This window comes from Mycobacterium sp. 852002-51613_SCH5001154 (assembly GCF_001667425.1).
In the GTDB taxonomy this organism is placed as follows: domain Bacteria; phylum Actinomycetota; class Actinomycetes; order Mycobacteriales; family Mycobacteriaceae; genus Mycobacterium.
On record NZ_LZII01000010.1, the window covers coordinates 1 to 14,964 of the forward strand.

General features: G+C 68.1%; 15 protein-coding genes. 8 read left to right on the plus strand and 7 right to left on the minus strand.

Annotation, left to right across the window (positions count from 1 at the left end):
• The first annotated feature begins 174 nt into the window (after positions 1-174).
• Positions 175-1,320 carry an Mrp/NBP35 family ATP-binding protein gene (locus A5750_RS04085; RefSeq protein ID WP_156664263.1) on the plus strand — a complete coding sequence of 382 codons (1,146 nt, stop codon included), beginning with the start codon at positions 175-177 and terminating at the stop codon, positions 1,318-1,320.
• Positions 1,321-1,370: 50 nt separating this feature from the next.
• On the opposite strand, the gene tatB is transcribed toward A5750_RS04085, so the two are convergent.
• The 4 genes from tatB to sigE all read right to left on the minus strand — a co-directional run bounded on the left by tatB (position 1,371) and on the right by sigE (position 4,766).
• Positions 1,371-1,772 carry a Sec-independent protein translocase protein TatB gene (gene tatB, locus A5750_RS04090; RefSeq protein WP_066952906.1) on the minus strand — a complete coding sequence of 134 codons (402 nt, stop codon included), beginning with the start codon at positions 1,770-1,772 and terminating at the stop codon, positions 1,371-1,373.
• Positions 1,773-3,287, minus strand: coding sequence for a S1C family serine protease (locus tag A5750_RS04095; RefSeq protein WP_067261284.1), 1,515 nt, complete (start codon positions 3,285-3,287; stop codon positions 1,773-1,775). It lies immediately after the preceding gene.
• 187 nt (positions 3,288-3,474) lie between these two features.
• Positions 3,475-3,873 (minus strand): anti-sigma E factor RseA, encoded by a 399-nt coding sequence (gene rseA / locus A5750_RS04100; RefSeq protein ID WP_066952904.1) that lies wholly within the window; start codon positions 3,871-3,873, stop codon positions 3,475-3,477.
• 131 nt (positions 3,874-4,004) lie between these two features.
• Positions 4,005-4,766 carry an RNA polymerase sigma factor SigE gene (sigE, locus tag A5750_RS04105; protein WP_067261287.1) on the minus strand — a complete coding sequence of 254 codons (762 nt, stop codon included), beginning with the start codon at positions 4,764-4,766 and terminating at the stop codon, positions 4,005-4,007.
• A 202-nt stretch (positions 4,767-4,968) separates the two neighbouring features.
• Between sigE and A5750_RS04110 the strand changes: the two genes are divergently transcribed.
• From A5750_RS04110 to A5750_RS04135, 6 genes are all read left to right on the plus strand, one after another.
• On the plus strand, positions 4,969-5,637 hold the full coding sequence (locus A5750_RS04110; RefSeq protein WP_066953042.1) for an O-methyltransferase: 669 nt from the start codon (positions 4,969-4,971) through the stop codon (positions 5,635-5,637).
• A gap of 224 nt (positions 5,638-5,861) precedes the next feature.
• A complete protein-coding gene (locus A5750_RS04115; RefSeq protein WP_066952900.1) occupies positions 5,862-6,500 on the plus strand; it encodes a TetR/AcrR family transcriptional regulator in 639 nt (212 codons plus the stop codon).
• A complete protein-coding gene (locus A5750_RS04120; RefSeq protein WP_066953040.1) occupies positions 6,490-7,404 on the plus strand; it encodes an ABC transporter ATP-binding protein in 915 nt (304 codons plus the stop codon). Before A5750_RS04115 ends, A5750_RS04120 begins: the two co-directional genes overlap by 11 nt.
• Positions 7,401-9,041: an ABC transporter permease gene (locus A5750_RS04125; RefSeq protein ID WP_156664264.1), complete on the plus strand. Its 1,641-nt coding sequence runs from the start codon at positions 7,401-7,403 to the stop codon at positions 9,039-9,041. The genes A5750_RS04120 and A5750_RS04125 overlap by 4 nt, the downstream gene beginning before the upstream one ends.
• Positions 9,042-9,048: 7 nt before the next feature.
• Positions 9,049-9,723, plus strand: coding sequence for an isoprenylcysteine carboxylmethyltransferase family protein (locus tag A5750_RS04130; RefSeq protein WP_067261290.1), 675 nt, complete (start codon positions 9,049-9,051; stop codon positions 9,721-9,723).
• 30 nt (positions 9,724-9,753) lie between these two features.
• Positions 9,754-11,439, plus strand: a complete 1,686-nt coding sequence (locus A5750_RS04135; protein WP_067261293.1) for a CocE/NonD family hydrolase — start codon at positions 9,754-9,756, stop codon at positions 11,437-11,439.
• A 9-nt stretch (positions 11,440-11,448) separates the two neighbouring features.
• Here the strand turns inward: A5750_RS04135 and glgC are convergent, their stop codons facing one another.
• Positions 11,449-12,663: a glucose-1-phosphate adenylyltransferase gene (gene glgC, locus A5750_RS04140; RefSeq protein ID WP_066952894.1), complete on the minus strand. Its 1,215-nt coding sequence runs from the start codon at positions 12,661-12,663 to the stop codon at positions 11,449-11,451.
• Positions 12,664-12,822: 159 nt separating this feature from the next.
• On the opposite strand from glgC, the gene glgA reads away from it, so the two are divergent.
• Entirely contained in the window at positions 12,823-13,986 is a 1,164-nt protein-coding gene (gene glgA / locus A5750_RS04145) for a glycogen synthase (RefSeq protein ID WP_067261296.1), read from the plus strand.
• 22 nt (positions 13,987-14,008) lie between these two features.
• Here the strand turns inward: glgA and A5750_RS04150 are convergent, their stop codons facing one another.
• Both A5750_RS04150 and A5750_RS04155 read right to left on the minus strand, forming a co-directional pair.
• Positions 14,009-14,182 carry a DUF3117 domain-containing protein gene (locus tag A5750_RS04150; protein WP_003878471.1) on the minus strand — a complete coding sequence of 58 codons (174 nt, stop codon included), beginning with the start codon at positions 14,180-14,182 and terminating at the stop codon, positions 14,009-14,011.
• A gap of 202 nt (positions 14,183-14,384) precedes the next feature.
• Positions 14,385-14,963 carry a DNA-3-methyladenine glycosylase I gene (locus A5750_RS04155; protein WP_067261298.1) on the minus strand — a complete coding sequence of 193 codons (579 nt, stop codon included), beginning with the start codon at positions 14,961-14,963 and terminating at the stop codon, positions 14,385-14,387.
• Position 14,964 lies beyond the last annotated feature (1 nt).

A 14,964-nucleotide genomic window follows, 5' to 3' on the forward strand; every position in this document is an offset into this window, starting at 1 on the left:
CCGCAGGGCCCACCGCCTGCCCCGGACCCGCAGGCGGCCCCGCCCGCCGTTGCACCCCCGGCCGCACCGGCGCCCAAGCCGGCCGGCCCGCCAAACGCGGCGGCGCCGAAGCAGCCGGGTCCCGCTACGGGCGGCTGACCAGCCGACAACGTCACGCGCCTACACTCGGCGGTGATGTCCCCTCATGACACTGCCGACCTGAGCGCAGCAATCCGCACCGCACTGGGGAAGGTGATCGACCCCGAGTTACGGCGCCCGATCACCGAACTCGGAATGGTCAAGAGCATTGACACCGAGCCCGACGGCGGCGTGCACGTGGCGATCTACCTGACCACCGCCGCCTGTCCGAAGAAGACCGAAATCAGCGAACGGGTCACCCAGGCCGTCTCCGACGTTCCGGGCACCGGGGCCGTGAAAGTCACCCTCGACGTGATGAACGACGAGCAGCGCACCGAACTGCGCAAGCAGTTGCGCGGCGACGCCCGCGAGCCCGTCATCCCCTTCGCCCAGCCGAACTCGCTGACGCGGGTCTATGCGGTCGCGTCCGGGAAGGGCGGGGTGGGCAAGTCCACCGTCACGGTCAACCTCGCCGCCGCGATGGCGGCCCGTGGACTGTCCGTCGGCGTACTCGACGCCGACATCCACGGCCATTCCATCCCCCGCATGATGGGCACCACCGACCGCCCGACCCAGGTCGAGTCGATGATCCTGCCGCCGATCGCCCACGAGGTGAAGGTCATCTCGATCGCCCAGTTCACCGAGGGCAACACACCCGTGGTGTGGCGCGGGCCCATGCTGCACCGGGCGTTGCAACAGTTCCTGGCCGACGTCTACTGGGGCGACCTGGATGTCCTGTTGCTGGATCTGCCGCCGGGCACCGGCGACATCGCCATCTCGGTGGCTCAGCTGATCCCGAGCGCCGAGCTCATGGTCGTGACGACGCCGCAGCTGGCCGCCGCCGAGGTCGCCGAGCGGGCGGGCAGCATCGCGATGCAAACCCGGCAGCGCATCGCCGGCGTGGTGGAGAACATGTCGGGCCTCACGCTGCCGGATGGCTCGACGATGCAGGTGTTCGGCGAGGGCGGCGGCCGTCAGGTGGCCGAACGGTTGTCCCGCGCGGTCGGTGCCGACGTGCCGCTGCTGGGTCAGATCCCGCTGGACCCCGCGTTGGTGGCCGCGGGCGATTCGGGGACCCCGATCGTTTTGAGCGCGCCGGACTCCCCGGCGGGCAAGGAACTGCGCAGCGTGGCCGACAACCTGTCGTCGCGACGGCGCGGATTGGCAGGCGTGTCGCTCGGGCTCGATCCGACGCGGCGCTAGGCCACGGGGCGACCCATCGCCCGGCTTCGCTGCGCGCTGCGATCGCCGCGCTAGGTCGCGTCGGCGTCGAAGGGTGCCGGTCCGGGGGCGTGCGTCTGGGGCGCTGTCGACGGCTCCGACGGAGCGGCGGGCACCCCATTGACCGCCGGGCCCGGCCTGTCGAAGTTCCCGGTGAGGAAGGAATCGTCGCCGTCCAGCAGGTGCTTGGTCAGCGCGGCGCGCGGCGTCATCCCCCGCAGCCTCTGCAACTCGCTCAGCGGAACCCGCAGATCGTCGAACTCGGGCCCGAGGTCTTCGCGCAGCTGGGTGGTCACCCCGCTGAGGTAGTCCCGGGCCTGCCGCAGCGCGGTCGACGTCCAGCGGATGGCCCCGGGAAGTCGCTCCGGCCCGAGGACCACCAGCCCGACCACGACGAGGACCAGGATGTGCTCCCAGCTCAGGCTGCCGAACATTTAGCTGCCGTCGGGGTCGGGCTTGACGGTCAGGGTGACATGCCGGCCGTCGCGGACCACCTCGATCGGTGAGTCCTGGCCGATGGTCAGCTGGCGCACGGCGACGACGAACTCGTCGGAGTCGGCGACCCCGCGGTTACCGACCTTGACGATGACGTCGTTCTCCAGGATGCCGCCCTTCTGCGCGGGGCTTCCCGCCTTCACGTTGGCAACCTGGGCGCCGGAGGCGATGGCGTTGCTCACCGACCGGGTGCTGATCCCGAGCGTCGGGTGCACGATCTTGCCGTCTTTGATAAGCGTGTCGGCCACCGTCTTCGCCTCGTCGATCGGAATCGCGAAACCCAGCCCACTTGCGCTGTCGGACAAGGACTTACCCGCGGTGTTGATGCCGATCACCTGCGAATCCATGTCGATCAGCGGGCCTCCGGAGTTGCCGTGATTGATCGACGCGTCGGTCTGCAGAGCGTCGATGACGGTGTCGGTGTCGGAGCCCTCGCCCGATAGCGGGACGGGACGGTGCAGCGCACTGATGATGCCGTGGGTCACGGTGCTGCGCAGACCGAGCGGCGCACCCGCCGCAAGGACCTCGTCGCCGACGCGCACCTTGTCCGAGTCACCGAACCGGGCCACGCTCAGATTGTCGACGTTGTCGACCTTGAGCACGGCAAGGTCGGTCTTGGGGTCGCGCCCCACCAGATTGGCGGGCACTTCCTTGCCGTCGTTGAACACGACGGTCGTCTTGAACTGGCTGGGGTTGTTGGCCGCCTCGGAGATCACGTGGTTATTGGTGATGATGTAGCCGCGACCGTCGACCACCACGCCGGAGCCCTGCAAGCCCTCCTGGTCGCTCTTGGACTCGATGGTCACCACCGCGTTGGCGGTCGCCGCGGCCACCTTGGCGAAGCGACCCGCCGGCCCTTCACCGTTGCCGTTGGTCGACAGCGTCACCTTCGAGGTGGTGAACGCCTCGGCGACCTCGGCCGTCTTGCGGCCGACCACCCCGCCGATCACCCCGATGAGCAGCGCGATCAGCAGCAAGACCAGCAGCGCCAGGTAGGACACCTTGCCGCCGAAGAGCACGTCGCGCACGCCGAGCTTGCCGCCGTAGCCCCGCGGCCCTCGCGGCCCCGATGGGGCGACGGCCGGAGTGCCCAGCGCCGCGGCCGCCGACGGGTCTCGCCAGGGATCGTCGAGCTCGTCCGTCTCGGCACCGTTTTTCTCCGCCGCCAGCGCACCGGCGTCGACCGGGTGGCGCTGCAGCGAGTCGGGACTGCCGACCGGGCGACTGAACGCCTCCTGCAGGACCGGATCAGCCGGTTCTTCGTGCAGCCGGAAGTCGGTCTGTTCGCGATACTTCTGCGGGCGGACGCGGTCGGCCACGAAGGATCCGCGCAGCCCGTCGGGACGGCTGAACAGTTGACGCGATGCGGGGTCGACCGGCGGACGGGAGATGGGGCGCGGCGCTAAGCGGTTGCCGCTGTTCTTGCCGCTGTCGTTGCCTTGATCGGAGGTCACGTTACCCCTTTGGATCCTCTTCTTGAGCGCTCGAGACAGGCCCTTCACCGGGCGATATACCCGACACCGGCGTGGCCGTGTCCACCCTAGTATCCACGGTTCGGCGCCGGCCGCCCATGAGCGCGCGGGCGGGGTGCGCAAAAGTCGGCGGGATCAACCATGGGGAGTTCGGCCAGAGGGTGTCGAGCTACGGACGCTTGCGCTGCTCACGGGCGTCGCGCTCAGCAAAACGGTCGGACGACCTGGTGGTCATGTCATCGGGCGAATCATAGGGAATCTCAGCGAGCATTCCGAGCAGCGTGCTGGGTATACGGATCGGATGCGAGTCGCGCAGCGCCGCACGGGCCCGGCTCTGATCGTCGACCTCGGCCGCGCACTCGGGGCACAGCGACAGGTGGTGCGCCGCCCGAAGGTGCGCGTTCATCCGCAGCTCACCGTCGACGAACGCCGCGATGGCTTCGACGGAAAGGTGCTCGGTCGAACCGAACTGGCGCGGCGCGCCGACGGGCGCATCGCTCTGGGAGGCGAACTGTGCGGGAAGCCAGGAGAACGCGCGGCGGAAGAGATGTCCTCCTCGATCGGGCATCACCGGGTCCTTTCGTAGCGCCTACCCCTCGAATGTAGCGCGAGGGGTGCGCAATAGCGCATCTCAAGACCACAAAACCGCTGGCTCACATCCGGGCGGCGACCCGCTGTGTCGATTCGGGAGTTCGCCGGCTACGCCGGCTCCGCGTGCAGTGCACCCCGGCCGGCGCCTGGATGGGCGGCCAGGTAGTCGCGCAGCGCCTGACGTCCGCGGTGGATGCGGCTGCGTACGGTCCCGAGCTTCACGCCCAGCGTCGCGCCGATCTCCTCATAGGACAGGCCTTCGATGTCGCACAGCACGACCGCGGCGCGGAACTCCGGCGGCAGCGAATCCAAAGCCGCCTGCAGGTCCGGCCCGAGCCGTGAATCGTGGTAGATCTGCTCGGGGTTGGGCTCGTCCGCGGGCACCCGCTCGTAATCCTCGGGCAGCGCCTCCATCCGGATCCGGGCGCGCCGGCGGACCATGTCGAGGAACAGGTTGGTGGTGATGCGGTGCAACCAGCCTTCGAACGTTCCGGGCTGATAGTTCTGCACGGACCGGAACACCCGGATGAAGGTCTCCTGGGTGAGGTCCTCGGCGTCGTGCTGATTGCCGGAGAGGCGGTAGGCCAGCCGGTATACCCGGTCGGCATGCTGACGCACCAACTCGTCCCACGAGGGCATCGTGGACTTGTCCCCGGTCGCGTCGAAGACCGCGGTGCCTTGCAAGCCGTCGGACGCCTCCACCCACTCGTCCGTGGGGCAGTCCTGCGCGTGCGGCATGCTGGTCGGGCCCAAAAGCGTGGTGATGATCGAATCCTCCGAATCAGTCCTGCCGAAGAGCGACAAGTCGTCAGCGGCGGCAACACGTAGCCGCCAGTCCGTATTCCCGTGCGCACGCGCTCCGCGATCCATAGGGACACCGTCGCGTATCGGCGTATGTGCGGTATATGAACAGTCTGAGCTGAGGCTGAGAAACCGTATCGTTACCAGCGCTGTCCAGGAGATATCCGCCGCGGCGTGAGCTTAAACGCAGCGACCTCGCCGGGCGTGTCGTAACGGTGCAGCTTAGGCGCGCCATGCCGGGGTGCGCACCGAAGTGGAATACGCTGCGGGCATGGACGGCACCGACGCAGAAACCCCCGGCCAGCCGGCGCCCAGTCGAGCCGAATCCCTGTTCGCGCACGCCGAGGGGTCGATCTCCGAAGACTCGTTGCTGGCGGCCGCTCGCGAGCGTGCCGTGGACATCGGTGCGGGCGCGGTGACGCCCGCGGTGGGCGCGCTGCTGAGCCTGCTGACCAAGCTCAGCGGCGGGAAGGCCGTCGCGGAGGTGGGCACCGGCGCCGGGGTCAGTGGGTTGTGGTTGCTCTCCGGCATGAGCGAGGACGGCGTCTTGACGACGATCGACATCGAGCCCGAGTATCTGCGGCTCGCCAAGCAAGCCTTCTCCGAAGCGGGCATCGGGCCGTCGCGCACCCGGCTGATCAGCGGCCGGGCCCAAGATGTCCTCACCCGCCTCGCCGACGAGTCCTACGACCTGGTGTTCGTGGACGCGGACCCGGTTGACCAGCCGGACTACGTCGTCGAGGGCGTACGGCTGCTGCGACCCGGCGGCGTCATCGTGGTACACCGCGCGGCCCTCGGCGGGCGAGCCGGCGATCCCGCCGCCCGCGACGCCGAGGTGGTCGCGGTGCGGGAAGCTGCGCGACTCATCGCCGAGGACGAGCGGCTCACCCCGGCCCTGGTTCCGCTCGGCGACGGCATTTTGGCCGCCGTGCGCGACTGATCTGGCGGTGGCGACCCGCCGCACCCGACGACGCCGCGCTCGCGATCGCCACTGACCCGATGGTGGCGACCCGCCGCGCCCGGCGACGCCGCGCTCGCGATCGCCACTGACCCGATGGTGGCGACCCGCCGCGCCCGGCGACGCCGCGCTTGCGATCGCCTTTATGAATTCTTGACGCGCTACCTCCTTGACTTGAGACTGAACGTACGTTTAATGTCCTGAACATGCGTTCAGCCGACCTGACCGCCGCCGCCCGGATCCGGGACGCGGCCATCGAGCAGTTCGGCGAGTCCGGGTTCGGCGTGGGGCTGCGCGCGATCGCCGAGGCGGCGGGGGTGAGCGCCGCGCTGGTCATTCACCACTTCGGCTCCAAGGAGGGACTGCGCAAGGCGTGTGACGATTACATTGCCGACGAGATCCGCAACAGCAAGTCCGAGACGATCAGGTCGAACGACCCGGCAACCTGGTTCGCGCAAATGGCCGAGATCGAGAGTTACGCCCCGATGATGGCGTACCTGGTACGCAGCATGCAGACCGGTGGCGACCTCGCGAAGATGTTGTGGCGCAGGATGATCGACAACGCCGAGGAGTACATGGAGGAAGGCGTGCGGGCCGGGACGATCAAGCCCAGCCGCGATCCGAAAGCCAGGGCCAAGTATCTCGGCATCACCGGAGGCGGGGGCTTCCTGCTCTATCTGCAGATGCACGACACACCAACCGATTTGCGCGCGGTCCTGCGTGACTACTCCAGAGACATGATCCTGCCCGCGCTCGAGATCTACACCGAAGGACTGATGGTCGACCGCACCATGTATGACGCATTCCTGGCCGCAGATGATCAAGGAGAAAACCATGCCAGTTGACAAGATCGCGCCCATCGAAATTCACCATCTGACAAAGAACTTCGGAGCGGTGCGGGCGCTGGACGGCCTGGATCTCACCGTGCGCGAAGGTGAAGTGCACGGCTTCCTCGGCCCCAACGGCGCCGGGAAGTCGACGACCATCCGCATCCTGCTGGGTCTGGTCAAGGCGGACGGCGGCAGCGTGCGGCTGCTGGGCGGCGACCCGTGGACCGACGCGGTCGCCCTGCACCGCCAGATCGCCTATGTGCCCGGCGATGTCACACTGTGGCCGACGCTGACCGGTGGTGAGACCATCGACCTGCTGGCCCGGATGCGCGGCGGCATCGACCGCAAACGTCGCGACGAGCTGATCGAGCGCTTCGCCCTCGATCCACACAAGAAGGCGCGGACCTATTCGAAGGGCAACCGGCAAAAGGTCTCGCTGATCTCCGCCTTCTCGTCGCGGGCCCGCCTTTTGCTGTTGGACGAGCCCAGCAGCGGCCTGGACCCCTTGATGGAGAACGTCTTTCAGCAGTGCGTTGCCGAGGCGCGCGACCGCGGCGCGACGGTGTTGTTGTCCAGTCACATCCTCGCCGAGACCGAAGCGCTGTGCGAAAGGGTGACCATCATCCGGGCCGGCAAGGCCGTCGAGAGCGGGACCCTGGACTCGATGCGGCATCTCAGCCGCACCTCGATCAAGGCCGAAATGACCGGCGATCCCGGGGACCTCACTCGCATCAAGGGGGTCGAGGACGTCACCGTCGAGGGCACCATCCTGCGCGCTCAGGTCGACGGCGAAAGCCTCGGGGAACTCATCCGGGCACTCGGCGACGCCGGCGTGCGCAGCCTCGTCAGCCAGCCGCCGACGCTCGAGGAACTCTTCCTGCGCCACTACGACACGGCGGACCAGGTTTCCGCATCATGAGCACCGCAACCTTGGATCGCTCACACCGCCCGGCGCACCCCGCGCCGCGGGGCTCGAACTTCGCCGGAACGCTGGGGATGCTGCGGCTCTACTTGCGCCGCGACCGAATCTCGCTGCCGCTGTGGGTGTTCCTGCTGTCGGTGCCGCTGGCAACGGTGTACGTCGGCAGCATCGAAAAGGTCTACCCCACCCAGGCCGCCCGGGCCGGCTTCGCCGCTTCCATCATGGCCAGCCCGGCGCAGCGCGCGCTCTACGGACAGGTCTACAACGACAGCCTTGGCGCCGTTGGCATTTGGAAGGCGGGGATGTTCCACCTGCTGATCGCGGTGGCCGTCATCCTGACCGTCATCCGGCACACCCGGGCCGACGAGGAGGCGGGCCGAACCGAACTCGTGGACTCGACCGCCGTCGGTCGCTATGCCAGCCTCACCGCCGCGCTGCTGTTGTCGTTCGGGGCCTCCATCGCCACCGGCGTGATCGGTGCGGCGGGACTGCTCACCACCGACGTCCCCGCCGGTGGGTCGCTCGCGTTCGGCGCGGCGCTGGCCTGCTCCGGCCTGGTGTTCGCCGCCGTCGCCGCGGTGACCGCGCAACTGTCCCCAAGCGCGCGGTTCGCGCGCGGCGCCGCGTTCGCGGTTCTGGCGGCCGCCTTCACGCTGCGCGCCGTCGGTGACGCCGGTTCCGGTGCGCTGTCGTGGCTTTCGCCACTCGGGTGGTCGTTGCAGGTCCGGCCGTACGCCGGTGATCACTGGTCCGTATTGACGCTGCATCTGACCACAGCCGTGGCGCTCACCGCGGTGGCAAACCGGCTGCTCGCCGGCCGTGACGTCGGTGCCGGGCTCTTTGCCGAACGCCCCGGCCCCGGCTCGGCCGCGCCCGCGCTGGGCAATGTGTTCGGGCTGGCCTGGCGATTGGACCGTGCTGCGCTCCTGCTCTGGACCGTGGGGCTGTGTCTGTATGGCGTCTTGATGGGCAGTGTGGTGCACGGCATCGGCGACGAGCTCGGCGGCAGCGACGCCGCCCGCGACATCGTCGTCCGGATGGGCGGCACCAGCGCCTTGGAGGAGGCCTTCATCGCCGTTGCGTTCACCATGATGGGGATGGCGGCCGCCGCATTCGCCGTCTCCCTGACGTTGCGATTGCACCAGGAGGAAGCGGGCCAACGCGCCGAAGCGACGCTGGCCGGTGCGGTGTCGAGAGCCCGCTGGCTGGCGAGCCACCTGCTGGCGGCGTTGGTCGGATCCTCGGTGGCGATGCTGGTCAGCGGTTTGGCCGGCGGCCTGGTCTACGGCGCCGCCGCCGGCGACGTCGGCGGCAAGGTGGCTGTCGTGGTGGCAAGCGCGGCCGTGCAACTGCCCGCGGTCTGGTTGTTGTCCGCGGTGACGGTCGGCTTATTCGGCCTGGCACCACGATTCACGCCCGTGGCTTGGGGTGTTCTGGTGGGATTCATCGCCCTATACCTGATCGGTTCGTTGGCCGGGTTCTCGCAATGGTTGCTCGACCTGGAACCGTTCGCCCACATTCCCCGGGTCGGCGCGGGTTTCACCGCCACGCCACTGCTGTGGCTATTGGCCATTGACGCCGCACTCGTTACCCTCGGTGTCATGGGCGTCCGACGCCGCGATCTGCGTGGTTAGGAGCGCTGTGAAAACCGGTCTTCGCGTGACGGTGCAATCGATCTGGGGAATCCTCTCTTTCGGCTTGATCCTCTTCCTGCCCGCCGGCACGTTGCGTTATTGGCAGGCATGGGTTTTCATCGCCGTGTTCATGGCGGCAACGATCGTCCCCGTCGTCTACCTGGCGCGCAACAATCCCGCGGCCCTGCAGCGCCGCATGAAGGCGGGCCCGCGGGCCGAACCCCGGGCGGCCCAGAAATTCATCATCACCGGCTCGTTCCTGGTCCTATTCGCGGCGATGGTGCTCAGCGCGCTCGATCACCGGTTCGGCTGGTCGTCCGTGCCGGCGTGGCTGTCCGTGCTCGGCGATGTCCTGGTGGCGGCGGGGCTCGGGATCGCCATGCTGGTGATCGTCCAAAACGGTTACGCCGCGGCCACTATCACAGTGGAGTCAGGCCAGACACTGGTGTCCGATGGCTTCTATCGATTCGTGCGCCACCCCATGTATGTCGGGAACGTGGTCATGATGATCGGCATGCCGTTGGGGCTCGGCTCCTACTGGGCGTTGCTCTTGGTCATCCCGGGCTGCATCCTGCTCGCCCTCCGCATCCTCGACGAGGAAACGCTCCTCACCCAGGAGTTGACCGGGTATCGCGAATACCGGCAACGGGTGCGCTATCGGTTGGTTCCCTACATCTGGTAACGGCCGGGCCGACGCGCCTAGGGTATTCGCGTGGCCCGAAATCCCGCGCCCGCGCGAGATCGGCCGTGGCGACGCCCCGGCGCGCTCCGGTACGCGATGAGCCGGATACGCGGCGTCGCCAAGCCACCCGTCACGGTGACCGATCCACCGGCCGACCTTGACGTCGAACGCGATGTAGGCGTGCCGACGCGCGACGGAACGGTATTGCGGGTCAACGTTTTCCGGCAGCGCGATACCGGTGCTCGACCGGTGATTCTGAGCATCCACCCCTACGGCAAGGACAATCTGCCGAGGCGGCGCGGCAACAGGTGGACGTTCTCCATGCAGTACCGGATCCTGCGCCAGCCGCGACCGGTGCGCTTCTCGGCGCTGACCGGCTGGGAGGCGCCCGATCCCGCGTGGTGGACAGCGCAGGGCTTCGTCATGGTGAATGCCGATTCGCGCGGCTGTGGTCGCTCCGACGGAAACGGGCGCCTGTTGTCGCGCCAGGAGGCCGAGGACACCTACGACCTGGTGCAGTGGATCGCCGGACAGCCATGGAGCGATGGACGCGTCGTCATGCTCGGGGTGTCGTACCTGGCCATCAGCCAGTACGCGGTTGCCGCGCTGCAGCCGCCGGCACTACGGGCGATCTGCCCGTGGGAAGGCTTCACCGACGCCTACCGTGACCTGACCTTCCCGGGCGGCGTTCGCGAGACCGGGTTCACCAGGGTGTGGTCGCGAAACGTGCGACGCGACACCCGGCAGGCCTACGACCTGGAACGGATGCAGGACGCCCACCCCTTGCGCGATGAGTTCTGGCGTTCGCTGGTCCCGGACCTCTCCGCGATCAAGGTGCCCATGCTGGTGTGCGGCAGCTTCTCCGACAACAACCTGCACAGCCGCGGCTCCATCCGCGCGTTCACGCACGCCGGCTCCAGCCACGCCCGCCTCTACACCCACCGCGCCGGCAAGTGGGCGACCTTTTACTCCAAGCCCGCGCTGACCGAGCAATTGCGGTTCTTCCGCGCAGTGCTGGACGGGGTGCCCGCTTCCCGCAGCGTCCGCCTCGAGGTCCGCGAAGACCGCGACACCGTCGCAGCAGTGCGCGAAGAGGCCGAATGGCCGCTGGCGCGCACCCATTGGCGCCCAATGTATTTGGCCGAGGGTGGACTGCTGACCGCCCAGCGGCCATCGGAGGAAAGTGGCATCACGTTCGGAACCCGCTCCGGCGCAGCAGCTTTCAGCTGGACCGTCCCGGCTGATATCGAGCTGACCGGCCCGATGGCGGCGCGGCTGTGGATCGAGCTGGACGGCTGCGACGACGCCAACCTGTTCGTCGGCGTGGAGAAGTGGCGTGCCGGACGGTTTGTCGCATTCGAAGGCTCCTACGGCTACGGCCGCGATCGGGTGAGCACCGGTTGGCAGCGAGTCTCGCTGCGTGCGCTGGACGCCGATCTTTCGCGGCCGTGGGAACCCGTCGCGGCGTGCACAAACCCGCGACCCGTCGCCGCGCACGAGGTCGTCGAGGTCAACGTGGCGCTCGGCCCGTCCGCGACGCTGTTCCGCGCCGGTGAGCAGCTGCGCTTGGTGGTCGCAGGGCGCTGGTTGTCCCCGAGGAACCCGCTCACCGGCCAGCTCCCCGCGGCCTATGCCGGCTCGCCGCGCGGCCGCGTCAAGCTGCACTGGGGCCCGCGCTACGACGCGCATCTGCTGATCCCAGAGATCCCCGGGTAGCACGGGGCACTAAATCCAGACGCCCTTGCCCACCGCGACCACACCGCCGGCGCTGATCGCGAAGCGCTCCCGGTCCTTCTCGAGGTCCACGCCGACCATCTCGCCGGGCCCGACGACGACGTTCTTGTCCAGGATGGCGTGGCGCACCACCGCGCCCCGGCCGACCCGGGCGCCGGGCATGATCACGCTGCCCTCCACGATCGCGCCGTCATCGACCACAACGTTGGACGACAGCACCGAGTTGCGCACCGAAGCCGCCGAAATGATGCTGCCGGCGCCGACGACCGACTCCTGGGCCGAGCCGCCGTTGACGAACTTGGCCGGTGCCAGGTTCTCCGACTCACCGCGGATCGGCCAGCGCTTGTTGTAGAGGTTGAACACCGGATGCACCGAGACCAGGTCCATGTGCGCGTCGTAGAACGCGTCCAGCGTCCCCACGTCACGCCAGTAACCCCGGTCGCGATCGGTCGCGCCCGGCACCTCGTTGTCCTTGAAGTCGTAAACCGCGGCCATACCGTCGCCCACCAAGCGCGGAATGATGTCACCGCCCATGTCGTGATCCGAATGGTCGTCGTCGGCGTCGGCGCGAATCGCGTCGATGAGCACCTTGGTGGTGAAGATGTAGTTGCCCATCGACACGAACGTCGCCTCGGGGTCATCCGGTGTGCCGGGCGGGTCCAACGGCTTCTCCACGAATTCGCGGATGCGGCCGGAATCGTCGGCGTCGATACACCCGAATGCGGTGGCCTCTCCGCGCGGCACGCGGATGCCGGCCACCGTCGCGCCGGCCCCGCTTTCGATGTGGAAGTGGACCATCTGCTCGGGGTCCATCCGATAAACGTGGTCGGCGCCGAAAACGACTATGTAGTCGGGGTCTTCGTCGTAGATCAGATTGAGCGATTGGTAGATCGCGTCGGCGGAGCCGGTGTACCAGCGGGGGCCCAGGCGCTGCTGCGCGGGCACGGGGGTGATGTACTCACCGGCCAGACCGGAAAGCCGCCAGTTCTGCGAAATGTGACGGTCCAGTGAATGCGACTTGTACTGGGTGAGAACGCAGATCCTCAAGTAGCGCGCGTTGACGAGGTTGGAGAGCACGAAGTCGATCAGCCGATAGGCGCCGCCGAAGGGAACCGCGGGCTTGGCCCGATCCGCGGTCAGCGGATACAGCCGCTTGCCCTCACCGCCGGCCAGGACAATGCCCAGCACGTGTGGCGCTTCCCTCATGGTTCAAACCTATCGGCCGTCGCGAGGCGCTGCCAGAGGGACGGCGCTATTGGCGGTGTTCTGCGGCTGTCCGTCAAGGTATTTGGTCCGCCGGGCCGCTCACCGATTGCCCCGGCCCCCGACTCGCGCTCCTCGTTGCGACCGAACTACCGTGCGGGTATGCGGGTGGCGATGATGACTCGGGAATACCCACCAGAGGTCTACGGGGGAGCCGGTGTACATGTCACGGAACTGGTCGCCCAGCTGCGCCGATTGTGCGCGGTCGATGTGCATTGCATGGGTGCGCCGCGGCCGAACGCCATCGTGCACCAGTCCGATCCGCGCTTGCACAGCGCCAACCCGGCGCTGTCGACGTTGTCCGCGGACCTGATGATGGCCAACGCCGCGTCGGCGGCCACCGTCGTGCATTCGCACACTTGGTACACCGGCATGGCCGGTCACCTGGCGGCGCTGCTCTACGACATCCCCCATGTTCTGACGGCGCATTCGCTCGAGCCGCTGCGGCCGTGGAAGGCCGAGCAGCTCGGCGGCGGTTACCAGGTGTCGACGTGGGCGGAGCGCACCGCGGTGCAGGCGGCGGACGCCGTCATCGCGGTCAGCTCCGCGATGCGCGAAGACATCCTGCGCGTCTACCCCGCCCTGGATCCCAGCGTCGTGCACGTCATCCGCAATGGGGTGGACACCGACGTCTGGCATCCGGCCGGGCCGGCGCATGCCGGGTCTGTGCTGGCCGAACTCGGCGTCGACCCCGACCGGCCCACGGTGGCGTTCGTCGGCCGGATCACCCGGCAGAAGGGCGTCGCCCACTTGGTGGCGGCGGCGCACCAGTTCGACCCCGAGGTGCAGGTGGTGTTGTGCGCGGGAGCCCCCGACACCCCGGAGATAGCCGAGGAGATTCGGTCCGCGGTGGCGCGGCTGGCCCACGATCGGCAGGGCGTGTTCTGGATCAGAGAGATGCTACCGATCGGCGAGATACGTGAAATATTATCGGCGGCAACGGTTTTCGTCTGCCCCTCGGTGTACGAGCCGCTGGGCATCGTGAACCTGGAGGCGATGGCATGCGCGACGGCCGTGGTGGCGTCCGATGTCGGCGGGATACCCGAGGTGGTTCTCGACGGGGTGACCGGTTCGCTGGCGCACTACGACGCCGGAGACCCGGCCGGTTACCAGGCCAGACTGGCCAAAGCGGTTAACGCGCTCGTCGCCGACCCCGAGAAGGCGAAGCGTTACGGCGAGGCGGGACGCCAGCGCTGCGTCGAGGAATTCTCCTGGGCCCGCGTCGCCGAGCAAACCCTGGACATCTACCGAAAGGTGTGTGCGTAGCCCCGCGGTCCGCCGGCAGACCTTAGCTGGAGCTGGTGACACCCTTGAGTTCGTCACCGAGGGCGGCGGCTTCGTCGGGCGTCAGCTCGACGACTAGTCGACCACCTCCCTCAAGTGGTACCCGCATCACGATGCCGCGCCCCTCCTTGGTTGCTTCCAGAGGACCGTCGCCGGTCCGGGGCTTCATCGCCGCCATCGAGTGCTCCCTCCAAATTCGAGCTGGTCCGACGTTGCGGACCTGGTCGGCGCCGAGCATGCCCCGCCAGCGATTTTCCAGCCATACCCGACATCGAACTGCCAAATCACCCCTCTATTGTTCCCTATCCAGGTCACGAGTTGAACAAAGACCCGGTTCTGCGGGCCTGGGGGCCGCTGAACGCCGATTGCCCGGCCGCGTGTCACCGGGGGGAAGGCACCCAACAACCCCGGATATGGTCGTCGACCATACCGGTCGCCTGCATCAGCGCATAGGCGGTGGTGGGCCCGACGAAGCGGAACCCGCGCCGCTTGAGCTCGCGCGCCATGGCCTTCGATTCCGGTGTGGCCGAGGGCACTTCGGAGCCATCCGCCGGCCTGGGGCGCGGTGCTGGCGCAAAAGACCACAACAGCTCCGCGAGGTCCGCCGAGGATCCCAGCTCAGCGGCGGCACGCGCGTTGGCGATGGTCGCGTCGATCTTGGCCCGGTTGCGCACGATTCCCGTGTCCGCCATCAACCGCTGCACGTCCGCATCGGTGTAACCGGCGACCTGCTCGAAATCGAACCCCGCGAAGGCGCGCCGGAAGTTCTCCCGTTTGCGCAGGATGATCAGCCACGACAGCCCGCTCTGGAACGCCTCCAGGCTCATCCGCTCGAACAGCGCCATCCCGTCGTGCACCGGGCGGCCCCACTCCTGGTCGTGATAGTCGCGGTACAACTCGAAATCGGGTCCGGGCCGAATGGCCGCCCAGCTGCACCGAACCAGCCCGTCATCGCTCACA